21 protein-coding genes are annotated in these 24,592 nt (G+C 70.0%); 14 read left to right on the top strand and 7 right to left on the bottom strand.

The genetic code is table 11. The features are described from left to right. Positions 1-26: 26 nt before the first annotated feature. The 3 genes from ACLQ2Q_RS00825 to ACLQ2Q_RS00815 form a co-directional block, all read right to left on the bottom strand. A complete protein-coding gene (locus tag ACLQ2Q_RS00825; RefSeq protein WP_425816977.1) occupies positions 27-1,106 on the bottom strand; it encodes a 4-oxalomesaconate tautomerase in 1,080 nt (359 codons plus the stop codon). After that, positions 1,093-1,803 (bottom strand): 4-carboxy-4-hydroxy-2-oxoadipate aldolase/oxaloacetate decarboxylase, encoded by a 711-nt coding sequence (locus ACLQ2Q_RS00820; protein ID WP_425816975.1) that lies wholly within the window; start codon positions 1,801-1,803, stop codon positions 1,093-1,095. The genes ACLQ2Q_RS00825 and ACLQ2Q_RS00820 overlap by 14 nt, the downstream gene beginning before the upstream one ends. 70 nt (positions 1,804-1,873) lie before the next feature. After that, positions 1,874-2,629, bottom strand: coding sequence for a PIG-L deacetylase family protein (locus ACLQ2Q_RS00815; protein ID WP_425816973.1), 756 nt, complete (start codon positions 2,627-2,629; stop codon positions 1,874-1,876). Positions 2,630-2,823: 194 nt separating this feature from the next. Here ACLQ2Q_RS00815 and ACLQ2Q_RS00810 point away from each other — a divergent pair, with 194 nt between their 5' ends. Together ACLQ2Q_RS00810 and ligM are read left to right on the top strand one after the other, a co-directional pair. Beyond that, positions 2,824-4,236, top strand: a complete 1,413-nt coding sequence (locus tag ACLQ2Q_RS00810; protein ID WP_425816971.1) for an aminomethyl transferase family protein — start codon at positions 2,824-2,826, stop codon at positions 4,234-4,236. Between the two features lie 45 nt (positions 4,237-4,281). Then, the gene (gene ligM, locus ACLQ2Q_RS00805; RefSeq protein WP_425816969.1) at positions 4,282-5,682 is read left to right on the top strand and encodes a vanillate/3-O-methylgallate O-demethylase; all 1,401 of its coding nucleotides are present in this window, start codon (positions 4,282-4,284) and stop codon (positions 5,680-5,682) included. Between the two features lie 79 nt (positions 5,683-5,761). Here ligM and ACLQ2Q_RS00800 read toward each other — a convergent pair whose 3' ends face one another. Next, a complete protein-coding gene (locus ACLQ2Q_RS00800) occupies positions 5,762-6,541 on the bottom strand; it encodes a DUF1932 domain-containing protein (RefSeq protein ID WP_425816967.1) in 780 nt (259 codons plus the stop codon). A gap of 13 nt (positions 6,542-6,554) precedes the next feature. Further along, on the bottom strand, positions 6,555-7,421 hold the full coding sequence (locus tag ACLQ2Q_RS00795) for an IclR family transcriptional regulator (RefSeq protein WP_425816965.1): 867 nt from the start codon (positions 7,419-7,421) through the stop codon (positions 6,555-6,557). 121 nt (positions 7,422-7,542) lie between these two features. Between ACLQ2Q_RS00795 and ACLQ2Q_RS00790 the strand changes: the two genes are divergently transcribed. The 7 genes from ACLQ2Q_RS00790 (at position 7,543) to ACLQ2Q_RS00760 (ending at position 14,659) form a co-directional block, all read left to right on the top strand. Then, on the top strand, positions 7,543-8,526 hold the full coding sequence (locus ACLQ2Q_RS00790) for a PDR/VanB family oxidoreductase (RefSeq protein ID WP_425816963.1): 984 nt from the start codon (positions 7,543-7,545) through the stop codon (positions 8,524-8,526). A gap of 24 nt (positions 8,527-8,550) precedes the next feature. Beyond that, positions 8,551-9,759 carry a cytochrome P450 gene (locus ACLQ2Q_RS00785; protein ID WP_425816961.1) on the top strand — a complete coding sequence of 403 codons (1,209 nt, stop codon included), beginning with the start codon at positions 8,551-8,553 and terminating at the stop codon, positions 9,757-9,759. Positions 9,760-9,918: 159 nt separating this feature from the next. Continuing rightward, positions 9,919-10,701 (top strand): ABC transporter ATP-binding protein, encoded by a 783-nt coding sequence (locus tag ACLQ2Q_RS00780; protein ID WP_425816959.1) that lies wholly within the window; start codon positions 9,919-9,921, stop codon positions 10,699-10,701. Beyond that, on the top strand, positions 10,688-11,395 hold the full coding sequence (locus ACLQ2Q_RS00775; protein WP_425816957.1) for an ABC transporter ATP-binding protein: 708 nt from the start codon (positions 10,688-10,690) through the stop codon (positions 11,393-11,395). The genes ACLQ2Q_RS00780 and ACLQ2Q_RS00775 overlap by 14 nt, the downstream gene beginning before the upstream one ends. Positions 11,396-11,397: 2 nt before the next feature. Further along, positions 11,398-12,279 carry a branched-chain amino acid ABC transporter permease gene (locus ACLQ2Q_RS00770; RefSeq protein ID WP_425816955.1) on the top strand — a complete coding sequence of 294 codons (882 nt, stop codon included), beginning with the start codon at positions 11,398-11,400 and terminating at the stop codon, positions 12,277-12,279. Continuing rightward, entirely contained in the window at positions 12,279-13,379 is a 1,101-nt protein-coding gene (locus tag ACLQ2Q_RS00765; RefSeq protein WP_425816953.1) for a branched-chain amino acid ABC transporter permease, read from the top strand. The genes ACLQ2Q_RS00770 and ACLQ2Q_RS00765 overlap by 1 nt, the downstream gene beginning before the upstream one ends. A gap of 2 nt (positions 13,380-13,381) precedes the next feature. Then, on the top strand, positions 13,382-14,659 hold the full coding sequence (locus tag ACLQ2Q_RS00760) for an ABC transporter substrate-binding protein (RefSeq protein ID WP_425816951.1): 1,278 nt from the start codon (positions 13,382-13,384) through the stop codon (positions 14,657-14,659). 67 nt (positions 14,660-14,726) lie between these two features. Here the strand turns inward: ACLQ2Q_RS00760 and ACLQ2Q_RS00755 are convergent, their stop codons facing one another. After that, a complete protein-coding gene (locus ACLQ2Q_RS00755) occupies positions 14,727-15,386 on the bottom strand; it encodes a GntR family transcriptional regulator (RefSeq protein WP_425816949.1) in 660 nt (219 codons plus the stop codon). A 196-nt stretch (positions 15,387-15,582) separates the two neighbouring features. Between ACLQ2Q_RS00755 and ACLQ2Q_RS00750 the strand changes: the two genes are divergently transcribed. From ACLQ2Q_RS00750 to ACLQ2Q_RS00740, 3 genes are all read left to right on the top strand, one after another. After that, entirely contained in the window at positions 15,583-17,076 is a 1,494-nt protein-coding gene (locus ACLQ2Q_RS00750) for an aldehyde dehydrogenase family protein (RefSeq protein WP_425816947.1), read from the top strand. 145 nt (positions 17,077-17,221) lie between these two features. Beyond that, entirely contained in the window at positions 17,222-17,437 is a 216-nt protein-coding gene (locus ACLQ2Q_RS00745; RefSeq protein ID WP_425816945.1) for an AsnC family protein, read from the top strand. Further along, a complete protein-coding gene (locus tag ACLQ2Q_RS00740; protein WP_425816943.1) occupies positions 17,434-19,413 on the top strand; it encodes an ABC transporter ATP-binding protein in 1,980 nt (659 codons plus the stop codon). Before ACLQ2Q_RS00745 ends, ACLQ2Q_RS00740 begins: the two co-directional genes overlap by 4 nt. A gap of 206 nt (positions 19,414-19,619) precedes the next feature. On the opposite strand, the gene ACLQ2Q_RS00735 is transcribed toward ACLQ2Q_RS00740, so the two are convergent. Continuing rightward, complete coding sequence (locus tag ACLQ2Q_RS00735) at positions 19,620-21,503, bottom strand: phosphoenolpyruvate carboxykinase (GTP) (RefSeq protein ID WP_425816941.1); 1,884 nt, start codon at positions 21,501-21,503, stop codon at positions 19,620-19,622. 127 nt (positions 21,504-21,630) lie between these two features. On the opposite strand from ACLQ2Q_RS00735, the gene ACLQ2Q_RS00730 reads away from it, so the two are divergent. Then, positions 21,631-23,073, top strand: coding sequence for a helix-turn-helix domain-containing protein (locus ACLQ2Q_RS00730; protein WP_425816939.1), 1,443 nt, complete (start codon positions 21,631-21,633; stop codon positions 23,071-23,073). Between the two features lie 96 nt (positions 23,074-23,169). After that, positions 23,170-24,561: a sigma 54-interacting transcriptional regulator gene (locus tag ACLQ2Q_RS00725; protein WP_425816937.1), complete on the top strand. Its 1,392-nt coding sequence runs from the start codon at positions 23,170-23,172 to the stop codon at positions 24,559-24,561. Positions 24,562-24,592 lie beyond the last annotated feature (31 nt).

Raw genomic sequence — 24,592 nt, 5'->3', positions numbered from 1 at the left:
CTGACATGCGGTGTTGCCGGTGCCGGCTACCGGCGGGGCCGCGCGAACACGACCCCGTCGAAGATCTTGCGAGCGGTGCGGAGGGCGGCCGAGCGGGTCACGGTCCAGCCGTCGCCTGATGTCGCCACCGCGACATCCACGTCGAAATGGCCGGTCGGGTGCTCGAGCACGAACGGCGAGCCCCCCGAGGGAAGATCGGCGACGTCGTGGCCGACGCTTCCCTCCACGAGCCCGCCGGCCGCGACCGTCAGCGCGCCGAGCACCCCGATGGACGTGTGCACCCGCACGGGCAGGAAGCTGCGCGTCGAAATCGTCCCACCCCGAGAGGGCTGCGAAACCAGCACCACCTTCGGCACGGTCGTCTCGGAGACATCGCCCATGCCCATCAGCCGGGCGGCGGCCCGGCGGATCGAGGCGAGCCGCGCGTTGAGTTCGGCATCCGCTTCCAGCTCCTCGGGCGACTCCACGCCCGTCGCACCGACGTCGTCGGCGCGCACGAGCACGCTCGGCATCCCGTTGTCGACGCACGTCACGCGCACCCCGTCGACCTCGTCGGCGACGCGTCCCGTGGGGAACAGCGCGCCCGTCGAGGACCCCGCCGTCCCCTCGAAGTCCAGGGTGATCGCCGCCGCCGTGCCCGGGACGCCGTCGATCGCCAGGTCGCCGTCGTAGTGCACGCGCCCGCCGGGGGTCGCGAAGGCGGCCGTGGCGACCGATCCCGTGTTGAGCATGCGGATGCGCACGCTGGTGCGGTCGCCCTGCGCCTCGACGAGGCCGCGCTCGAGGGCGAAGGGCCCGATTCCCGCGAGGATGTTGCCGCAGTTCTGCTTGTCGGTGACGAACGCCTCGTCGACGCCGACCTGCAGAAAGAGGTAGTCGACGTCCGTGTCGCCCGTCGCCGACCGCGAGACCACCGCGACCTTGCTGGTGAGGGGGTGTGCGCCCCCCAGTCCGTCGATCTGACGGTGGTCGGGCGTCCCCATGATGCGCATCAGGAGGTCATCGCGCTCGGCTTCGTCGCGGGGCAGGTCATCCGCGAGGAAGTAGGCGCCCTTGGAGGTGCCGCCGCGCATGAGAAGACACGGGATGCCGTCAGCTTCGGCCACTCTGCGCCTCGTATTCCGTCTGCGTCATGTACTGCACACCGAGGTCGCGGAGCACCGAGCGGAGGTCGTTGCGGTCGAGACTCAGCTCCCCGCGCTCGTAGGCGGCCCGCGATGCGGCCTCCTTCTGCACACGCGCGTCGGCCGCGGCGAGCGCCTCACCGGCCGATTCCCGAGCAACGCAGAGCACCCCGTCATCGTCGGCGACGATCACATCTCCTGGCCGCACCGTCGCACCCCCGACGACGATGGGCACGTTCACCGCTCCTGGCGTCGCCTTCACCGTTCCCTGCGCATTCACCGCCCCGGACCAGACCGGGAACCCCACCGCCCGCAGGTCCGCGACATCCCGCACACCGCCGGTCGTGACGAACCCCCGCACGCCTCGATAGCGCAGCGCCGTCGCGAACAGCTCGCCGAACGAGCCGTCGAGGGAGGGCGAGGTGGTGGTGACGACCAGGATGTCGCCTGTGCGGCACTGCTCGACCGCGGCGTGGATCATGAGGTTGTCGCCGGGCCAGCAGAGCGCCGTCACAGCCGAGCCGGCGATGCGCGCGCCGTCCTGGCGAGGGTGCAGCGTCGCGCCCGCCAGTCCGACTCGGCCGAGCGCCTCATGCACCGTGGCGACACCGTGCGCACCGAGCGCGTCGATCGTGGCGGCATCCGCCCTCTCGATGTCGGTGACGACCACGTTCCTCATCGCGAACCTCCGGCGCGGCCCGCCCGAACCAGTGCCCCGTTCACGTGAGCACCGCTCACTTCAGCACGATTCACTGCAGCACGTCCGTGACCTGGGGGTAGTAGCGCATGTAGGCCTCGCCCATCGTGTCGTGCGGCAGCCCCAGGTTGGGTCCGGCGTTGCGCTTGACCTGCACCCCCCGCCGGATCGCGAGGTCGGTGTAGTACGACCACATGTGCTTCTGGGCCGGCATGCACTCCATCGCCGCGCGCTTCTGCGGGAACGCGGCAGTGATATCGAGCAGGAGGTTCGGTTTGAACTCGCTCTGCTCGCTCTGGTGGGGTTCGAAGAAGAACACGGGTGGGGCGCCGATGATCTCGTCCTTCGCCGGGTAGGTGCCGTCCGAGTTCGCCACGCCGATGGCCTGCGCGAGCACACGAGCCTCGAGCGCCATCCTCGCCGCAGCCGGGTGATCGCCGTTGTAGGGATCGAGCAGCGGGTGGGTCAGCACGACCGTCGGCTGCGCGCGACGATACACGTCGATGAGGCGCTCGAGCGTCTGCTGGGACTCGCGCAGCGGGTAGTCCCCGGCATCCAGGAACTCGATCTCCGCCCCGAGTGCGGCGGCCGCGGCCGCGGCCTCATCCCGGCGGATCGTCTTGATCTCCTCGAGCGACCTGCCCTCCAGCCATTGGCTGGCCGATTCGCCGCGCTCTCCATAGGAGAGGCACACGACCATGGCGCGCTCCCCGCGCTTCGTCGCGGACGCGATGGCGCCGCCCGCGCGCCACACGAAGTCGCCGGCGTGCGCACTCACGACGAGCAGGCTCGGCGTGGTCTCTGCCATGGGGGCTCCGATCTGCGCGGCGATCAGCGTGCGCGGAGATGCACCGAACGCCGGAACGTCCGCCCCGCGAGCAAAGCGAACCACACCCTGGTGCGCTGGTCAAGATTCTGTCTACAATCTTGGCGACGAAGTGCAACGGATGCCGGGGGCTTCTCCGCGCGACGACACAGCCTGACGAGAGACGAGGAGTCTTCATGTCGAACGTCGCAGCCGCCGCCGCAAGGACGCCGGAACCGGCCGGAAACAGCGCCGGTGCAGGAGAGTCGCTTCAGGCCGCCATCGACCGGGTCGGCTCTCCGGTGAGCCTGCTGCGCGATGCGCAGGCCCGGCCGACGGTCTTCCCCGTCGCACCCGAGTTCAGCAACTGGCGTTCGGAGCAGCACGCGTGGCGGGAGTCGTGCGCACTGCTGGACCAGTCGCATCACATGACCGATCTGTTCCTCCGAGGGCCGGAGGCCGCTCAGCTCCTCGAGCGCCTCGCGGTGAACAGCTTCGCGACCTTCCCCGTCGACCGCGCCAAGCAGTTCGTCGCCGTCAACGACGACGGTCACCTGATCGGCGACGCGATCCTCACCCACATCGACGACGACTACTACGATCTCGTCGGCCACCAGATGGTGATCGACTGGACGCAGTTCCACGCCGAGACCGGCGACTGGGACGTCGAGGTGACGCGCGACGGCAACTCCATCGTGCGGGCGGGCGCGCCCGCGCTGTTCCGCTACGAGCTGCAGGGGCCGACGGCGCTGCCGATCATGGAGCGCCTGATCGGCGGCGAAGTGCCGCGCATCGGCTTCTTCCACATGGCGCGCTTCACGATCGCGGGACTGCAGGTGCGCGGCATCCGGCACGGCATGGCCGGGCAGCCCGGTTTCGAGCTCTTCGGCGCCTGGGGAGACGCCGACCGGGTGCTCGAGGCCATCCTCGAGGCCGGCTCGGGGCACGGCCTCGTGCGGGTGGGGGCGAAGGGGTACTCGACGGCCAACCTCGAGTCCGGATGGGTCCCCTCGCCCCTGCCCGCGATCTTCTCGGGGGACAGCACGGCGGACTACCGCCGGTGGCTGCCCGCCACGAGCGCCGGCTCGCTCGGGGGCAGCTTCGCATCGGAGCGCATCGAGGACTACTACCTCACGCCGTGGGACCTCGACTACGGCCGCACGATCTCGTTCGACCACGACTTCGTGGGCCGGGATGCGCTCCAGCGCGTCGCGGAGGGACCGCACCGCCGCAAGGTGACTCTGGAATGGAACGCCGACGACGTGCGCGGGGTCTGGGGCTCGCTGCTCGAGGACGGGCTGGCGGCGAAGTACATGGATCTGCCGAAATCGCGCTACGCGCTGTACCAGGTGGACCGGGTGCGGGTCGGCGATACGATCGTCGGCCAGTCGTTCGACTGCGGCTACATCGCGAACGAGCAGGCCTACGTGTCGCTCGCGACGCTCGACGCCGCGCACGCCGATGTCGGCGCCGAGGTGACGGTGACATGGGGCGAGGAGCCGAACTCGCACAAGCCGCAGGTCGAGCCACACCGCCAGGTGGAGGTGCGGGCGACCGTCGCACCGTGGCCCTACGTGCGCGAGGCGCGCGAGCACTACCGAACGTCCTGAACATCACTCGCCCGACCACGCAACCGCAACAGAAGGAAGTCAGACATGCCGGAGAACCTGCAGCAGCTGCTGGATGAGAGGGGCGACACCGTCCGGATGCTGCGCGACTCGCAGCTCGGAACGTACATCTACCCCGTGGTGCCGGCGGAGTTCACCAACTGGCGGCGTGAGCAGAAGGCCTGGCGCGAGACGGCGGTGCTCTATGACCAGTCGCATCACATGGTCAACTTCTTCATCTCGGGCCCGGACGCTCTGAAGCTCGTCTCCGATACTGGGATCAACAGCTTCGCCAACTTCCCGGTCGACACGGCGAAGCAGTTCGTGCCGACGGCGTCGAACGGCGGTGTGATCGGCGACGGCATCCTCTTCCATGAGGCGGAGCACGACTTGGTCTACGTCGGGCGGGCGCCGGCGGCGAATTGGCTGCAGTTCCACGCCGAGACGGGCGGCTACGACGTGGAGGTGCGCTACGACGACCGGTCCCCGTCGCGGCCCTACGGCGCCGCAGTGACACGCGAGTACTACCGCTTCCAGATCCAGGGCCCGAACGCGTGGCAGATCATCGAGCGCTTCGCCGGCCGAGCGGTAGAGCAGGTGAAGTTCTTCCATATGGGCCACCTGCAGGTCGGCGGCGTGGAGGTGCGCACGCTGCGCCACGGCATGGCGGGCGCGCCCGGGCTGGAGATCTGGGGACCGTACGAGGACCACGGCCGCATCCGCGACGCCGTGCTCGACGCCGGTGCGGAGTTCGGCATCGAGCCCTGCGGGTCGCGGGCGTACTCGTCCAACACCCTGGAGTCCGGGTGGATCCCCTCGCCGCTGCCGGCGATCTACTCGAGCGAGCCGGAGCGCGCCTACCGCGAATGGCTGCCCGCCGACAGCTATGAGGCCATCAACGCCCTGGCCGGATCGTTCGTCTCGGAGAACATCGAGGACTACTACCTGAACCCGTGGGAGCTCGGCTACGGCTCATTCGTGAAGTTCGACCACGACTTCATCGGCCGCCAGGCGCTGGAGGGGATCGACCGCGATGCCCAGCGCAAGAAGGTCACGCTCGCCTGGAACGACGAGGACCTCGCGAAGATCCTCGCCTCCCCGATCGATCGCAGCGGGCCGGGATACCAGTTCTTCGACCTGCCGAACGCGAACTACGGATCATCGAACTACGACTCGGTGATCGACGCCGACGGCGACATCGTGGGCCTCTCGCTGTTCACCGGCATCACCGCGAACGAGCGGCGCGGCCTTTCGCTGGCGACCGTGGATCCTGATGTGCCGATCGGCACGGAGGTGCGCGTCATCTGGGGCGAGCCCGACGGCGGATCGAGGAAGACCACGGTCGAGCCGCACGAGCAGATCGCCGTGCGAGCCGTCGTCAGCCCAGCCCCCTACGCCGAAACGGTGCGGACGGAGTATCACGGCGGCTGGCGCTCGACCAAGGCCTGAGCCCCTCGCAACCCCGTGCGAAGGGACGCAGCACGTCGGTTCGCGGGCTCCTGAGCCGCAGATTGCGTCCCTTCGCGGATCAGGGGGTTCGGCGCTCGGAGTTGATGCGCTCGAGCCAGGCGAGAGTCGCCTTCGTCATGTCGGAGGGCCGGCCGAGCTGCTCCAGGCTCGCGAGGGCGTCGCGCATCTCGTGCTCACGGCGCGCCGAGTGACGGTAGGTGCCGTCGACCAGGCGATCCACAACGGCGTGGCCGTCGGGACCGAGTTCGCCGGCGATCTGGTCGCGCAGCCAGTCCTCGGCTCCCAGAGCCCGTGCCGCGCCCACGCCCTCGAGGACGAGCGCGGCGAGCCCCTTCATGAAGATGCTCCGCAGCAGCCGGAGCCGGGCGGCCTCGCCGGGCCCGCCCTCGACCACGGTGACCGGGACTCCGAAGGGGCCGACCCTCTTGGCGAACGCTGGGGCGCCGGTTCCGCTGGCCAGCAGCTCGGTGCGTATCCCCGCGCGCGGCACGGGTGCGAGCACCGCGACATCCGCCATGGGTACGCCGTGCCGGTCGGCCACTTCGGCGATCTCGACCTCCACCTCCGGCGACACGGTGTTGAGGTCCGCATAGACGGCGCCCTCCGACGCGAACGGCAGCGCATCCACCGCGGCGGTGAGCGCGGCCGCGCCGCCGACCAGGCTCAGCACGACATCCGCGCCGCGAACGGCGCCCTTCAGGGTCTCGACCTGACCGAGCCCCGGGTCATCGACCCGGTGGAACGGGTCGTGGCTGCGCACGTCGGCGCCCGCGGAGCGCAGACCTCGCGCGTACACCCGGCCGGCCTCGCCGAGGCCGAGGATCGCGATCGTCGTCATGGCGTCCCTCACCCTAGCCGCCCTCGCCGGGTGTACGGAGCAACGGCATCCCCGACTCGGCGAAGTACTCGAGCGATCGGACCGAGGTGGTCATCAGCGGCAGGCCCGGCCGCCCCCCGCCGGGCAGATAGACCTCCTCGAGCGCCCGCGTGATGCCGGCCGCGGCGACCGTCAGCAATTCGATCGCGGCCTGCGGAGACGTGTCGTCGTTGGGGACGACGACACCCATCGCGGCGTACACGACCCCGTGCGGCCCGAGCACCGGCACCGCGATCCCCCGCGACTCCGGATGGATGTGTCCATCGGTCACCGCGAAGCCGTCGGCCCGGACGCGCCGCAGCCGGGGCCTCAGCTCGGCTTCACCCCGGATGGTGTTCGATGTCGGCAGCGGCCACCCGGCGGCGACGACCTCGTCGATGACATGCTCGCCGGCATGGGCCAGCAGCACGAGCCCGCTCGAGCTGATCGGCAGCGGGATGCGGCCCCCGATGAGCGTCGCGTTCACCACGGCGTCGCGGGTCGACATCCGCTCGATAAACAGCACGTCGGTGCCCGCAAGCACGCCCAGCTGGGTGTGCTGACGGATGCGGGCGTGCACGGCGCCGAGCCACGGCCGCGCGAGTTCGCGGAGCCCCAGAGCGCCGGGCGTGCGGGAGGCGAACTCCCAGAGGCGCACCCCGAGGCGGTACGAGCGATCCGGCATCCGCTCGAGCATGCCCTCGCGCTCCAGCTCGGCCACGAGCCGGTGCGTGGTCGACGGGGCGAGCCCCGCGGCATCCGCGATCTCGGCCAGCGTCAGGAAGGGACGCAGCGGCTCGAAGGACTCCAGCACGCGCAGGTGCTTGTGCAGCACCGATTCGCCGGCAGACCCACGCGCCATCGCTTCCTCCGCGCGCTACCCTACGCGGTGATTCCGTTCAATGGAATGTCCGGAGCCGCCACGCGCGGCCGGGTCTAGCGTGGGGCTCGATCACCGCCGATCCACCTGGCAAGGGAGCCTCGTGACACCGCACGCCATTCCCGCAGCGCCCCCCGTGGCCGCGCCCGCGGCCCGCCGGACGCTGGTCGTGGTCGGACGCCGGACGGTCGCGGACGGGGTCGTGGAACTCGCCCTCGCGCGGCCGGACGGGTCCCGGCTGCCGGACTGGGCACCCGGCGCGCACATCGACGTCGTGCTGCCGGACGGCAGAACCCGGCAGTACTCGCTGTGCGGCGATCGCTGGGATGCCGCGACCTACCGCATCGCGGTGCAGCGCGAGCTCGACGGCCGCGGCGGCTCCGCGTTTCTGCACGACCACGCCGCCGAGGGCTTCGCGCTGGGCTTCGGCGGTCCTCGCAACAACTTCCGGCTGGCACCGGCCGCCGACCACCTCTTCATCGCCGGCGGGATCGGCATCACGCCGCTGCTGCCGATGATCCGCCAGGCGGAGCTGCTCGACCTCCCGTGGCGACTTCTGTACCTCGGCAGGTCGCGCGCCCGGCTGGCCTACCTCGATGAGCTCGCTTCCCACGCCGAGCGGGTGACGGTGCACTGCGCCGACGAGATCGGACGGGCCGACCTGGAAGCATGGCGACCGACCGACCCCCGCGTGCGCGTGTACGCGTGCGGGCCGACCCGGCTGCTGGATGCGGTGCAGGCATGGCCGGCGCCGCCCGGCGGCTTTCCGGCCAAGGTGGAGCGGTTCACCGCGGCCTCGAACGACGGCTCGCACGTGGCCCGCGCGTTCGAGGTGGTGGCCGCACGCTCGCGCTCGACGGTCACGGTGGCTCCCGACGAGACGATCGTCGCCGCGCTCGCCCGTGCAGGCGTGGACGTCATCACGTCCTGCGCCCAGGGGGTCTGCGGCACCTGCGAGACCGACGTGCTGGACGGCCGCCCCGACCATCGGGACTCGCTGCTCGACGACGCCGAGCGGGCGGCATCCCTCTGCATGTTCCCCTGCGTCTCGCGCAGCCTCGGCCCGCGTCTCGTGCTCGATGTCTGACCCGCTTCTCGAAAGGTCCGCCTGATGGCCATCGCCCTCTCCCCCACACCGGTCAGCTCGATCGACCCGTTCTCGACCGAGTTCCTCGCCGACCCACTGCCGTTCCACGAGCGGCTGCGGGAGCTCGGCCCCGTCGTCTCCCTCGACGCCTACGGCGTATATGCGGTCGCCCGCTACGCGGAGGTGCACCGCTGCCTCACCGACTGGCAGGCGCTGCAGTCCGGCGCCGGCGTGGGGCTCAGCAACTTCACCACGGAGAAGCCGTGGCGACCGCCCAGCCTGCTGCTGGAGGCCGATCCGCCCCGGCACGACGCTCCCCGCGCGGTGCTCTCGCAGCTGCTGTCCCAGCGGCGGCTCCGGCGGCTGGAGGAGGAGTGGAAGGCGGATGCCGCGCAGCTCGTCGACGAGCTGCTCGGCCGCGGCACGGAGTTCGACGCCGTCACGGACCTCGCCGAGGTGCTCCCCCTGCGCGTCTTCCCGGACGCCGTCGGGATCGGCCCGACCGGTCGTGAGCACCTGCTGCCGTACGGCGACTTCGCGTTCAACGCCTTCGGTCCGCAGAACGAACTGGTGACGGTTCCGGCGGCCACCATCGGGCCGACCGTCGAATGGATCAACAAGCAGTGCCTGCGCGAGAACCTGACCGACGACGGCTTCGGCGCGCAGATCTGGGCCGCGGCCGACCGCGGGGAGATCACGCCGCAGCAGGCGCCGCTGATCGTGCGCTCGATGCTCACCGCGGGGGTGGACACCACGGTCACCGGGATCGCGGCGGTCGTGCACGCGATCGCCGCGAATCCGGACCAGTGGGAGCGGCTGCGGGCCGATCGATCGCTTCTGCCGCGGGCGTTCGAGGAGGCCGTGCGCCTCGAATCGCCCGTGCAGACCTTCTTCCGCACCACCACCGTCGAGACCGTCGTCTCCGGAACGCCGATCCCGCCGGGCGAGAAGGTGCTGATGTTCCTGGGCGCGGCCAACCGCGACCCGCGGAGATGGGCGGACCCCGACCGCTTCGACCTCTCGCGCGATCCCTCGGGGCACGTGGCCTTCGGGATGGGGCTGCACCAGTGCGTCGGGCAGCACATCGCGCGCCTCGAGGCGACGGCCGTGCTCGGGGCGCTGCTGGACCGCGTCTCGGCGATCGAACTCTCCGGAACGCCCGCGCGGCACCTCAACAACACCCTGCGCGGATGGGAGCACATGCCGGTACGGGTCACCCCGACGGCGGGGTGAGACACGGTTGGATAAAGATCGCGACGCTCACGCCAAAATCGTTGACAATCCGGCCGGGGGTCCGTACCGTCCCATCACAGGGAGGCGCGCGCATCCACCCGAGGGCACGCGCGCTCTCACGGTCGACAGCAGCGAGGCGACGACGGGGAAAGGGAGGCGATGGCCGCTCGACTCACCCTGGAGCACGTGAACCTCCGCTTCGGCGGCGTCAAGGTGCTCGAAGACGTCGGCTTCGAGGTGCAGCCGGGCGAGGTCTTCGGGCTGGTCGGACCCAACGGCGCCGGCAAGACCTCGCTCTTCAACTGCATCAGCGGCCACTACCGCCCGTCATCCGGTTCGATTCGCATCGACGAGCAGGAGGTGCTCGCCACGGCCCCGTGGCGCCTCTCCCGGCTCGGGCTCGCCCGCACCTTCCAGCACCCCGCGCTGCAGTTGCACGCCACGGTGCTCGAGAACGTGATGCTCGGCGCGCACCCGCGGCTGCGCGGGGGGCCGGTCTCGTGGTCGCTGCGCGTGCCCCCGACGGGGAAGGACGAGCGCAGCCTGCGCGCCGACGCGCTCGAGCTGCTCGATCGATTCGGGCTCGGCTGGGCCGCGATGCGCACCCCGGACGAGATGTCGCACGGGCTGCACAAGGGCATCGAGCTGTGCCGGGCGATGCTGCTTCAGCCGCGGCTGCTGCTGCTCGACGAGCCGGCCGCGGGCCTCCCCCACTCGGAGGTCGACGGCTTCATCGACCAGGTGCGCCGCATGCGCTCCGATTTCGACATCACCATCGTCATCGTCGAGCACCACATGGGGCTGATCTCGGCGCTCACCGACCGCGTGGTGGTGCTCGACCACGGCCGCAAGCTCATGGAGGGGACGGCATCGCAGGCGCAGGCGGACGCCCGGGTCATCGAGGCGTACATCGGGAAGGACGCGGCGGATGACGCTGCTTGAGCTCACCGATGTGACGGCCTTCTACGGACCGGTGCAGGTGCTCGACACGGTGTCGCTCAGCGTTCCGGACGGCGGAGCCGTCGGCATCCTGGGCGCAAACGGAGCCGGCAAGACCACGACGCTTCGCGCCATCAGCGGTTCGGTCCGCTCCGGTGGGCGCATCACCTTCGACGGGAAGAGCCTCCGGGGCCTGCGGCCGGAGCAGGTCGCGGCGCGGGGCATCGCGCACGTGCCGGAGGGGCGGGGCACACTGGGTCAGCTCACCGTGCGGGAGAATCTTCGCGTCGGCGCGTACCGCCGCAAGGACAAGGGCGTCGCTGCCGACGTCGACTACTGCCTCGACCTCTTCCCGCAGCTGAAGGAGCGCATCACCTCCACGGCATCCACCCTCTCCGGCGGCGAGCAGCAGATGCTCGCCATCGCCCGTGCCTTCATGGCGAAGCCCCGGCTGCTCATGCTCGACGAGGCATCGCTCGGCCTGGCCCCGAGCACGGGCAAGTCGGTGTACGAGGCGATCCGGCGGCTGCGGCTGGACTCGGGCATCGCGATGCTCGTGGTCGAGCAGAACGCCAACCTCGCGTTCACCCTCGTCGACACCGCCACCGTGCTCGAGACCGGGCGCAACGCGCTCACCGGAACCTCGGCCGAGCTCAAGGGCATGGACGAGATCCGTCGCGCCTACCTGGGAGGCTGAGCGTGGACACCTTCATCCAGCTCGTCGTCGACGGTCTCTCCACCGGCTCGATCTATGCGGCGCTCGCGCTGGCGATCGTGCTCGTGAACCAGTCCACCGGGCTGATCAACTTCGCTCAGGGCGGGATGGCCGTGCTGTCGGCGTACATCGCCTTCGCCTTCACCCAGCTGGGCGCCCCCGTGCTTCTCGCCATCGTGATCGCCGTGGTCATCTCCTTCGTCTACGGAGGGCTGATCGAGCGCTTCCTCATCCGGAGGTTCGAGGGCGGCGACCCCGACACGGCCGTTGTGGTGACGATCGGGCTGCTGACCCTCATCACCGGAATCTGCGGCTGGATCTGGGGATTCAACAACCGGCAGTTCCCCTCGCTCTTCCCCCTCGACACGGTGAACATCCTGGGAGCGGTGGTGAGCGTCCGCTCGCTCGGCACGTTTCTGGCCATCGTGGCGATCATGATCGTGATGCAGCTGCTGTTCCGGGGCACCAAGCTCGGCCTGGCGCTGCGGGCCGTTGCCGTGAACCCGAACTCGGCGGCTCTCTCCGGGCTCCCGGTCGGCCGGCTGCTGATGGTCGGCTGGGGCCTGGCCGCCGCGCTCGGGGCGGTCGCCGGCTCACTCGTCGCCCCCCAGCTGACCCTCACGCCCGGGATGCTCGACAGCGCGCTCGTGTATGCCCTCGCGGCCGTCATCATCGGCGGTCTGAACAGCCCGGCCGGTGCCGTCGTCGCCGCGTGGGCCATCGGCATCCTCGAGAATCTCGCCGCGGTCTACGTGCCCTTCATCGGCTACGACCTGAAGATCGCCGTGCCCTTCATCCTCGTGTTCGTCGTGCTCTTCCTGCGCCCCCAGGGACTCTTCGGCCGGAAAGTCGTGGTGCGCGTCTGATGTCCACGCTGACCGATCGGCTGCGCAACCCCTGGATCGTGGGGGCACTCGTCGTCCTGGTCGCCGCCCTGCTGGTGGCGGCGCCGCTCATGCTCCCGGTCTTCGCCAACCAGACGCTCGTGCGCATCGGGGTCTACGCCGTCGCGGTGCTGGGGCTGAACATCGTGATGGGCTACACGGGCCAGGTGTCGCTCGGGCAGATCTTCTTCGTCGGCCTCGGGGCGTACGTCACCGCATACGGGGTCAACGCCGGCTGGAACATCACGATCGTCTTCGTGCTCGCGTGCCTGATCCCCGGCGTCGCCGGCCTCATCGTGGCCCTCGCCGCTGCGCGCCTCGGCGGTCTCGCCATCGCGATGGTCACGATCGCCCTGCCGATCGTCGGCCTGCCCCTGGCCAAGCGGCTCGACGAGTTCACCGGAGGATCACAGGGCACATCGGCCCGCTTCTCGGGCGCTCCCGACTGGAGCGGCCTCGATGACGACCAGTGGCAGTACTACATCGTGCTCGCGATCACCGTCGTCGCGTTCCTTCTGGCCCGCAACCTCGTGCGCGGCAAGTTCGGACGCGCGATGGCCATCGTGCGCGACAACGAGGCGGTCGCGACCTCGATGGGCATCTCCCCATATCGCTACAAGGTGCTCGCGTTCACCATCGCGTCGCTGTTCGGCGGCGCCAGCGGCTTCCTCTACATGGTGGCCGTGCAGTACACCTCACCCGAGACCATGAGCTTCGCCCACTCGATCAGCCTCGTCGCCGCGATGGTGATCGGCGGCGCCGCCAGCATCGCCGGATCCCTGATCGGCGGCGCGTACTACGTGCTCGCCCCGCAGCTCACCAACAGCATCGACGCGAGCCTCACCCTCGTCCTGCAGGGGATCATCCTCCTCGCGGTGCTCTTCCTCCTGCCAGGCGGTCTCGTCTCGCTCCCGCGAACGCTGCGCCGGCTCACCCGGCGACGCGGAGGAGGCTCGGGCTCGCCGCCGGCCAGCCGCTCGGGACCGATCCCGCAGACCGCTCCCGTGCCCGCGGCCCCGGCCGGTCCCGTGCGGAAGACACCCGAAAACCCTGAACCGTACGACACAGAGAGGCAAGGTTGATCATGAACATCAGCAAGCGGAGGCGGGGTGTCATCGAATGCGTCGCCCTGGCATCCGTCCTCGCCCTCGCCGTGAGCGGCTGCGCCCGCGGCGGCGACACCGACGGGGGCGGTGGCGACAGCGGCGACGGTGCCGCAGAAGCCAGCCCCGGCATCACCGACACGAGCATCACGCTCGGCATCACGAGCCCCCTCTCCGGTCCCACAGCCGGCCCCGGAAACTGCACGGTCGACGGGGCCAAGGCGTACTTCGGCGAGAAGAACGCCGATGGGGGGATCGAGTTCGGCGACGGCAAGACCCGTACCGTCGAGATCAAGGCGTACGACGACACGTACGACCCCCAGAAGGCGCTGGCCAACTTCCAGCAGATGGTGTCCGACGGCGTCTTCGCCGCCGGCATCGGGCTCGGCACCCCCACCAACCGCGCGTGGCGCGAGGCGGCGATCGACGAGGGCGTCCCGCAGGTGCTGGTGATGACGGGCGACCCGCTGTTCAGCGACCGCAACGAGAGCCCCATGCAGCTCGGTCTCGTCCCGATCTACCAGCAGGAGGGTGCGGCGTTCGGTGAACTCCTCGCGTCATCCGGGGAGGATCACAAGGTCGCGATCCTGTCGCAGAACGACGACTACGGCGACGGCTACGTCGAGGGCTTCAAGGATGCGATCGACGGGGCCGACAACATCGAGGTCGTGAGCGAGCTGACCTACGAGGCCACCGACACGAGCGTCGACGCGCAGCTGACCGAGCTCGCGGCCAGCGGCGCCGACGTCTTCTTCAACGCGATGTCGATCACACCGCTGGTGATCTCCTCGCTGCAGAAGGCGCAGCAGGTCGGCTGGCTGCCCAGCTGGTTCCTGCCGTCGAACACGTCGAGCCCAGTAGCCATCCTCGAACCAGGTGGCGGCTCGGCCTTCCCGGGGATCTACTCCGTGGCGTTCTCGCAGTCCGCGGCGAGCCCGCCGTTCCAGGAGAGCGAAGAGGGCAAGGCGTTCCTCGCGGCGATCGACGAGTACACCGACCAGGACGGCGTCCCCGCCTTCCCGCACTGCGTCTGGAGCTGGATCGCGGCGGCGACGCTCGAGCAGGCCTTCGCGGCCATGGAGGAGCCGACCCGGGACAGCTTCATGGAGGCGCTCATGAGCATCCAGGGCTACGAGGCGCCGTTCATGCTCGAAGGGTCGGTCATCGACACGACGGTCGACGGCAAGCCGGCCGTGTCCGACGTGCAGGTGCAGAAGTACAACGGCAAGGGGTACGCGACGGCGGAGCAGTTCGGATAAGCGGCGTCCGGCCAGAGGGAGCGGCTCGGCCGATCGGCCGGGCCGCTCTTCTGTTCTGGGAGCCGGCTCAGTCCAAGCCGCGCAGCACGCCCACGATGCCCTCGAGGTGCGAGCGGGTCGCCGCCTCGGCGGCATCCGGATCGCGCGCGAGCAGAGCGTCGATGATGGCGATGTGCTCCGGGGCGGACTGCGCCGCCCGACCGGGGTGGAACGCGAGCCGGAACTGGTGCCTCGCGGACTGCGCACGCAGCCGCTCGAGCAGCCGGGTGGCCGTGGCGTGCCGGCTGAGGTCCCGGATGCGGCGATCCATCTCCTGATTGAGCCGCGAGTACTCCACGAGGTTGCCCGCCGCCACCGCGCCGGCGATCTCCTCGCGCAGCCTCCGCAGCTCCTCGGCATCCGCGTCGGTGAGGTTCTCGGCCGCCTTGCGGGCGCAAAGCGTCTCGAGGCCGATGCGCACCTCGACGATCTCGACCGCTTCGTCGATGCTGATGGCGCGGACCCGCGCTCCCCGGTTCGGCAGGCGCTCCACGAGTCCCTCGCTGGCGAGATTCAGCAGGGCGGTGCGCACGGCGGCGCGGGAGGCGTCGTAGCGCTCGCTGATGTCCGCTTCGATGAGCCGCTGATGAGGGGCGAACTCGCCGCCGAGGATCGCGTCCCGGATCTGCTGGGTGAGGTCCGCACGGGCCGGCTCATCACCCGATTCGACCACCGCGGCATCCGACATGGCAGCTCTGTGACCTCTCGTGATGACATCCCGGAGCGCATGTGCGCCCTGTCTCAAGAGAGTAGTGGCCGCGCGCGCAGGATTGCAGACGAAATGCGCGCAGATCTTGTCGGCAATCTTGCGCTCCGCGACCGGCGAGCGCACGCTAGATGCGGGCGTCGCACCCGAGCACGCCGTCAGAGAGGTGGATCGATCGATGTCGGACACAGTCACGCAAGCGCCTGTTCGAACCGGGCTGTACATCGGGGGCGAGGAGCGCCACACGCAGGACACACTGGAGATTCCCGACCCCGCCAGACCTGGCGTCGTCGTCGGCCACGCGGCATCCGCGTCACCGAGAGATGTCGAGGATGCCGTCGCCGCCGCCAAGGCGGCCTTCCCTGCATGGTCGGCTCTGAGCGCGCAGGAGCGCGCCGCCAAGATGGCGGAGGCGATCGCCGGGATCGCCGATGATCGCGACGAGGACGCCGCCATCCTGTCGCAGGAGAACGGCAAGGTCCGCCTCGAGGGCTGGATCGATGCCCTGGTGTTCGACATCCGCTGGCAGCTCGCGCTCATGCTGGCCGACGAGGTCGACACCGGCAAGGTGCTCGAGCCTGCCCCCGGCATCCCGGTGCGCACCGAGGTCGCCTACCAGCCCCTCGGCGTGGTTACGGTGATCGTGCCGTTCAACTGGCCGATCGCGATCCTCGGCGCGTCGCTGCCGCACGCCCTTCTCGCCGGCAACACGGCGATCGTCAAGCCGCCGCCGTCGGCGCCCCTCGCCACCACCCGCGTGGTGCAGCGCGTCGCCGAGAAGCTTCCGCCCGGCGTGCTGAACGTCGTGACGGGCAAGGACGAGAACATGACCGGGCTCATCCAGAACACCGACATCGCGAAGGTGTGCTTCACGGGCAGCGTCAACGGCGGCAAGCGCATCATGGAGATGGCGTCGAAGACGCTCACCCGCGTCACGCTCGAGCTGGGTGGCAACGACGCGGCGGTCTTCCTCGACGACGCGATCCTCGACGACACGCATCTGGACCGGCTGTTCGCGGCGGTCTACGACACGACGGGCCAGATCTGCATGAACGCCAAGCGCGTGTTCGTGCACCGCTCGCGGCTCGACGAACTCGTGGCGGGGCTCACCGCGCGGCTCGAGCGGGCGAAGCTCGGGCACGGCCTCGACGCGGAGACCACCATGGGCCCCTTGCACTCGCCCGCGCAGAAGGCGTTCGTCGAGGAGATCATCCAGGAGGCGAAGGATGCGGGAGCCGACGTCCGCGAGTTCGGCGAGCTGCCGGCCGGCGACCTCGCCGGCGGCAACTTCCTGCGGCCCGCGATCGTCGTGGACCCGGACCCTGCGCTCCGCGTCGTGACGCAGGAGCAGTTCGGGCCGGTCATCCCGATCCTCCCGTTCGACTCCGAGGAGGAAGCGGTGCGTCTCGCGAACGACACGTGGGGCGGGCTCTGCGGGTCCGTCTGGACCGCCGACCCCGGTTCCGCGTCGCGCGTGGGATCGCAGCTCGTGTGCGGCTACGTGTGGGTCAACGACCACGGAGCGACCCGGCTGGACCTCCGCGCCCCGTTCGGCGGCATGAAGCAGTCGGGAATCGGGCGCGAGCAGGGCATCGAGGGCATCCGGGCGTTCCAGGACACGCGCTCCATCGCGACGATCGACCCCGAGGCGCTGGCGGCCATGGCGCACTGATCCGGTCGCGTGTGCGGAGATGCCCGGTCCCCCTCGAGGACCGGGCAGCTCCACGTTCTGTCAACAAGAGTTGACATCGGCGCGAGGCGTCAACTAACGTTGACACCCGGATGCCTCGAGCGAGGCACCCGGGAAGGAGCCCCGCGTGAGCGGCGACGACATCCGCACCCTGATCGGGGCGGCCCCCGATGACGCGCCGATCGCGGAACTGCACCGCCTCGCCGCCGTCCGGCGGGAGCTGGCCCAGGCCGAAGAGGTTCAGGTTCGTCGCGCGCGCCTCCAGGGCTACTCCTGGCAGGCCATCGCCGCGGCGCTGGGCGTGACCCGGCAGGCCGTCCACAAGAAGTACGGTCGAAGATGACCCCCGAACAACCCCGAGGTGCAACCGTGTCCGTCGACGCCCCCGCCAAGCCCGAAGCAACGCCGCGCCGCCGCGGCCGCAAAGCGCCGGAGGGGCCACGCGCCTCCTTCCGGCAGCTGCTGCCGTTCCTCTTCGAGCACAAGCGCGTGCTCGTGGTCATCGGCGTGCTGAGCGTGCTGGGCGCGATCGCGACCCTCGCGCAGCCGCTCGTCGTCGGCATGGTGATCGATCGGGTGCAGCGCGAGCAGGCCCTCGGTTCGCTGGTGGCCGTCCTGATAGCCCTGGTCATCGCGTCGTCGCTGCTCTCCGGCTACCAGCACTACCTGCTGCAGCGCACGGGCACGGCCGTCGTCTACTCCTCCCGGCGCAAGCTCATCGCCCGCATCCTGCACCTTCCGATCAGCGAATTCGATGCGCGCCGCACCGGGGATCTCGTGTCGCGCGTCGGGACCGACACGACGCTCCTCTACGCCGTTCTGACCCAGGGGCTCGCGGACTCGGTCGGGAACGCGCTCATCCTGGTCGGCGCCCTCATCGCGATGGCGATCATCGACCCCGTGCTGCTCGGGCTGATCATCGTCGTCATCGGCGTTTCCGTCGCCGTGGTCTCGCTGCTGAGCGGCCGCATCCGCACGGCCTCGACCGAGCAGCAGGAGAAGGTGGGCGAGCTCGCGTCGGGCGTCGAACGGGCCGTCGGATCGATCCGCACGGTGCGCGCCGCCGGTGCGACGGACCGCGAGGTCGCGTCGGTCAGCGGGCTCGCGACCCAGGCCTACGACGTCGGGGTGCGCATCGCCAAGGTGTCGGCCCTCGTCGTGCCCATCGCCGGCGTGGCGCTGCAGCTCTCCCTGCTGGTCGTGCTGGGCGTCGGCGGGTTCCGCGTCGCGTCGGGTGCCATCACGATCGCCGCTCTCGTGACCTTCATCATGTTCCTGTTCATGCTGATCGCGCCGCTCGGGTCGACCTTCGGTGCGATCACCTCCGTGAACCAGGCGCTGGGTGCGCTCGGCCGCATTCAGGAGATGCTCGACCTGCCCACCGAGACCGAAGGGGATGCGGTGTCGGTCTCGCGCCTTCGCCGGGGTGAAGGACCGGATGCGGATCAGGCGCCTTCTGCGAGTGAGTTGTCGGATGCCGCGGCGCCGGCGATCGCGTTCCGCGACGTGCGCTTCCGCTACCCGGAGGCGGTGGTGGCCGCCCGCGAGGCGGCGGCCGCAGAGGCTCGCACCGTCCTCGAGCAGGTTCATCTCGACCGCGCCGCCGAGGAGGTGGACGGCGAATCGAACTTCACCGATCGGGACGTGCTGCGCGGGGTGTCCTTCGAAGTCCCGCGGGGGACCCGGGTCGCGCTCGTCGGGCCGAGCGGTGCCGGCAAGAGCACGATCCTGTCCCTCATCGAGCGGTTCTACGACCCGACCGGCGGGCAGGTGCTGCTCGGCGGCCGCGACATCCGCTCTCTGGATCGCGAAGAGCTGCGTGCGCAGTTCGGCTACGTCGAACAGGATGCCCCGACACTGGCGGGGACGATCGGCGACAACCTGCGGCTGGGGTCACCGGATGCGACCGACTTCGAGTGCGAGCGCGTGCTGCACGCGGTGAACCTCACCGAGGTGCTCGAGCGCAATCCCCTCGGGCTCGACGCTCCGGTCGGCGAGGCCGGCGTGATGCTCTCGGGCGGAGAGCGCCAGCGCCTCGCCATCGCCCGGGCCCTGCTCGCCGCTCCCCCGATCCTGCTGCTCGACGAGTCGACCTCGTCGCTGGATGGCGTCAACGAGCAGCGGATGCGCGACGCCATCGACGCCGTCGCCGCAGGGCGAACGCTCATCGTGATCGCCCACCGCCTCTCGACCGTCGTGGACAGCGACCGCATCGTCGTGCTCGACCGCGGCCGGGTGGTCGGCCAGGGAACGCACTCGGAGCTGGTGGAGTCGACGCCGCTCTACCGCGACCTCGCAAGGCACCAGCTCCTGGTCTGACGCGCGCGCCAACCCGACGGTCGCGAAAGGACGCAATCTGCCGCTGCGCCTCCCGCGCTGCAGCAGGTTGCGTCCCGTCGGCATGGCCGGGCGAGGCACCGGGTGCTGGTGCAGCCGGAGCCTTCGGAGCGCGAAAGGACGCGATCTGCTGCTTCGCCTCCGGCTCAGCAGCAGATCGCGTCCCCTCGGCATGGCCGGGCGAGGAGTCAGTGCTGCGCGGCCTTGAGGCGGTAGCGGAGCGCCGAGAGCTCAGACTGCAGCGCCGCGGGGACCCGACCGCCGAAGGAGTCGTAGAACTCCTGGGTCAGGTCGGCCTCGTGCAGCCACGACTCGGGGTCGACGGCGAACAGCTCGTCGAGGTCCTCCTGCGGCACCTCGATGCCGTTGAGGTTGAGGTCCTCGGGCTTCGGCAGCCGGCCGATGGGGCTGTCGATCGTGCCCACCTCGCCCTCGATGCGGCGGATGATCCAGTCGACCACGCGGGCGTTGTCGCCGAACCCGGGCCACAGGAACCGGCCGTCCGATCCCTTGCGGAACCAATTGACCTGGAAGATGCGAGGCGCACGATCGAACCGCAGACCGCCGCCGACCTTCAGCCAGTGCCCGAAGTAGTCCGCCATGTTGTAGCCGCAGAAGGGCAGCATCGCGAACGGGTCGCGGCGCAGTTCGCCGACGAGACCCTCGGCGGCTGCCGTGCGCTCCGACGAGATGGTCGAGCCGAGGAAGACGCCGTGCGTCCAGTCGGTCGCCTCGACCACGAGAGGCACGTTGGTCGCCCGGCGTCCGCCGAAGAGGATCACGTCGAGGGGAACGCCCTGCGGCGCATCCCAGTCCGCCGCGATCTGTGGGCACTGGCCCGCCCCCACCGTGAAGCGGGAGTTCGGGTGCGCGGCGGGGCGGTCCTGGTCGGGCGTCCACGGGTTGCCCTCCCAGTCGGTCAGGTGTGAGGGGGCCTCGTCGGTGAGTCCCTCCCACCAGACGTCGCCGTCGGGCCGAAGCGCGACGTTCGTGAAGATCGTGTTGCCCCAGAGGGTCTCGACCGCAGTGACGTTCGTCGACTCCCCCGTGCCCGGAGCGACGCCGAAGAAGCCGGCTTCCGGGTTGATCGCCCACAGGCGACCGTCCTCGCCCGGGCGGATCCAGGCGATGTCGTCGCCGAGCGTCTCGACTCGCCAGCCGGGGATCGTCGGGCGCAGCATCGCGAGGTTCGTCTTGCCGCACGCCGAGGGGAACGCGGCCGCCACGTGGTAGGCCCTGCCCTGGGGGTCGATGACCCGGATGAGCAGCATGTGCTCGGCCAGCCAGCCCTCGTCGCGGCCGATCACCGAGGCGATGCGCAGGGCCAAGCACTTCTTCGCGAGGATGGCGTTGCCGCCGTACCCGGAGCCGAACGACCACACCTCGAGCGAGTCGGGGTAGTGCACGATGTACTTCTCGTCGTTGCACGGCCACGCGACATCCGCCTCGCCCTCCGCCAGCGGCGCGCCGACCGAGTGGACCGTCTTGACCCACGGCCGGCCATCCGCGATGAGCTTCGTGACCTCATCGCCGACGCGGGTCATGATGCCGATGGAGGTCACCGCGTACGCGCTGTCGGTGACCTGCACGCCGATGTGCGAGAGGGGGCCGCCGACGGGGCCCAACGAGAACGGAACGACGTACATCGTGCGCCCGCGCATGCTGCCGTCGAAGATGGAGGTCATCGTGGCGCGCATCTCGGCGGGGTCGGCCCAGTTGTTCGTGGGACCGGCGTCCTCCTCGCGCTCGGAGGCGATGTAGGTGCGCCCCTCCGTGCGAGCCACGTCGCTCGGGTGGGAGCGGGCGAGGTAGGAGCCGGGACGCCACTCGGGGTTGAGCTTGATCAGCTTGTCCTCGTCGACGAGCTGACGAAGGAGCGCGTCGTTCTCGGCGCGGCTGCCATCGATCCAGTGGATGTTCGCGGGCTGGGTCAGCGCGGCGATCTCATCGACCCAGGCGACGAGATCGTCCATCCCCTTGCCGACGAAGCCGGGCCGCCGGCCGTACACGCGCGCCGCCGGAACGGGGGCCGGACTGGGACGCCGGGCCGTGAAGGTTTCCGCGAGTGCCATTGTCGCTCCTCTGAGTAGTGAGACTGAAGTCGTAGAACAAGGGGTCTGCATCCATTCTGAAAGCCATGTGGCGATGTTTCGGGAAATTTGGTCGAAAGAAGCAGTATTCTTTCGATATGCTCAAGGAATGACGTCCACCGGGATCGAGCTCGCGACACTGGGCCACCGCATCCGCCATCACCGCCTGGCCAGCCGCCTCACGCTCGACGAACTCGGCGCCGTCGTCGGCATCGCCGGCAGCCAGCTCTCCCTCATCGAGAACGGCAAGCGCGAGCCGAAGCTCTCGCTGCTGCAGGCGATCGCACAGGCGACGGGCACGGAGGTCTCGGACCTCATCTCCGGCGAGCCGCCCAACCGCCGCGCCGCACTGGAGATCGAATTGGAGCGCGCGCAGGCGAGCCATGTCTTCCGACAGCTGGGCGTGCCGCCGGTGCGGGTCAGCAAGGGGATGACCGACGAGACGCTCGAGTCGCTGCTCGGTCTGCACCGAGAACTGCAGCGCCGGGAACGCGAGGCGATCGCTACGCCGGAAGAGGCGAGGCGCGCGAACACCGAACTGCGGTTGCGGATGCGCGAACGCGGCAACTACCTGCCCGAGATCGAGAAGCTCGCCGAGAAGCAGCTGAAAGCGGCCGGGCACGTCTCCGGCGCCCTGACGCACCGCACTGTCAGCATCATGGCGGAGCAGCTGGGCTTCGAGCTGATCTACGCCAGTGACCTCCCCCACTCCACGCGTTCCATCACCGACCTCGAGCACGGTCGCATCTACCTTCCGCCCGCCTCCATCCCCGGCGGTCATGGTCTTCGCTCGATGGCGCTGCAGGCGATGGCGCACCGGCTGCTCGGGCACACCCGCCCCAGCGACTACGCCGACTTCCTGCAGCAGCGGCTGGAGATCAACTACTACGCCGCCTGCTGCCTCATGCCCGAGACGCCCTCGGTGGCGTTCCTCACGCAGGCGAAGAAGGACCGCGACCTCGCCGTCGAGGACTTCCGCGATGCCTTCGGCGTCACGCACGAGGCCGCGGCCATGCGCCTGACCAACCTGCTCACGCACCACTTCGGCATCCGCCTGCACTTCCTTCGCGTCGACGGCACCGGGGCGCTGATGCGCGTGTACGAGAACGATGACCTTCCCCTGCCGATGGATGTGACCGGCTCGATCGAAGGACAGATCGTCTGCCGGCGCTTCTCCGCGCGCAGCGCCTTCGCGCGGCAGAACCGCACGACGGAGCACTACCAGTACACCGACACCCCGGCCGGCACCTTCTGGTGCTCGACGCAGACGGGGGCGACGGATGCCGGCGAGTTCTCCATCACGATCGGCGTGCCCTTCGACGACGCGCGATGGTTCCGAGGCCGCGAGACGGCGACGCGCGCCGCGTCCACCTGCCCCGACGAGTCGTGCTGCCGGCGGCCCCCGCAGGATGTGGCGGGCCGCTGGAGAGGCAAGGCCTGGCCGAGCGCCCGTGTGCACACGCACATGTTCTCGCCGCTGCCGAGGGGAGCGTTCCCCGGTGTCGACGACAACGAGGTGTACGCGTTCCTCGACCGGCATGCCGAGGGGTGATGTCGGGTCGCACGGACCTGCTCCCCGCGGCGCCCGCGCTGAACGAAATTGCGGCATCCGGCCCCGATGCCCTCGAAGGCGACCTACCCTCTCGTCATGACATCTTCGCCATCCGCGATCGCCACGACGGGGCAGCTGCGCGCATCGGGGCACACCTATCGGCCGCTGCGCGTCGAACTGCGCGAGAACCTCTTGTCGGCGCTGGCCGACGGGCGTGACCCGTGGCCCGGCATCCACGGCTTCGACACCACGGTCATCCCTCAGCTGGAACGCGCCCTCCTCGCCGGACACGACGTCGTGCTGCTCGGCGAGCGCGGTCAGGGCAAGACGCGGCTGCTGCGCAGCCTGGCGGGTCTGCTCGACGAATGGTCCCCGGTCATCGACGGATCAGAGCTCGGCGAGCATCCGTTCCATCCGATCACGCCGGCATCCCTTCGGCATGCGTCCGAGCTCGGTGACGACCTTCCCGTTGTCTGGCGCCATCGCTCGGAGCGCTATGTCGAGAAGCTCGCCACCCCCGACACGTCGGTAGCCGACCTGATCGGGGACGTCGACCCGATCAGGGTCGCGGAGGGCCGCTCGCTCGGCGACCCGGAGACGATCCACTACGGACTCGTCCCGCGCAGTCACCGCGGCATCGTCGCCATCAACGAATTGCCCGATCTCGCCGAGCGCATCCAGGTGTCGCTGCTGAACGTGATGGAGGAGCGCGACATCCAGATCCGCGGCTACGTGCTGCGCCTCAACCTCGATGTGCTCGTCGTGGCCACCGCCAACCCCGAGGACTACACCAACCGGGGTCGCATCATCACGCCGCTGCAGGACCGCTTCGGCGCCGAGATCCGCACGCACTACCCGCAGACGATCGAGGAGGAGGTCGCGGTCATCCGCCAGGAGGCGGAGCTCGTCGCGGCGGTCCCGGCGCACCTGCTCGAGGTGCTGGCGCGGTTCACCCGCAACCTTCGCGAGTCGGATGCCGTCGACCAGCGCGCCGGAGTGTCGGCGCGATTCGCCATCGCCGGGGCCGAGACGATCGCGGCGGCGGCGCTGCACCGCGCGACGCGTCAGCATGAGGAGGTCGGGGTGGCGCGTCCCGTCGACCTCGAGACCGCCGTCGACGTGCTCGGGGGCAAGATCGAGTTCGAGACCGGCGAGGAGGGCCGCGAGCGCGTCATCCTGGAACATCTGCTGCGCACGGCGGTCGCTGAGACCGCCCGGAGGCATCTGCGGGGCATCGACGCCGGCGCACTCGTCGATGCGCTGCACGACGGCGCGACCGTGATGACCGGGGAGCAGGTGCCCGCGGCCGACGTTCTCACCGCGATGCCGGTGCTCGGGGAGTCGGATCTGTACGACCAGGTGGCCGAGCGGCTCGGCGCGCAGACGCCGGGAGAGCGTGCGGGCGCGCTCGAACTCCTGCTCGAGGCGCTCTACCTCGAGCGCCGGATCAGCAAGGACAGCGCAGACGGGGAGACCGTGTATGGCTGAGCCGCACCCCCGGCGCCTGAGCCTGTCGAAG

Source organism: Microbacterium sp. DT81.1 (assembly GCF_049844955.1).
Lineage (GTDB): Bacteria > Actinomycetota > Actinomycetes > Actinomycetales > Microbacteriaceae > Microbacterium.
Note: the sequence above shows the minus strand (reverse complement) of the source record. Positions and strands in the feature narration are given on the sequence as shown.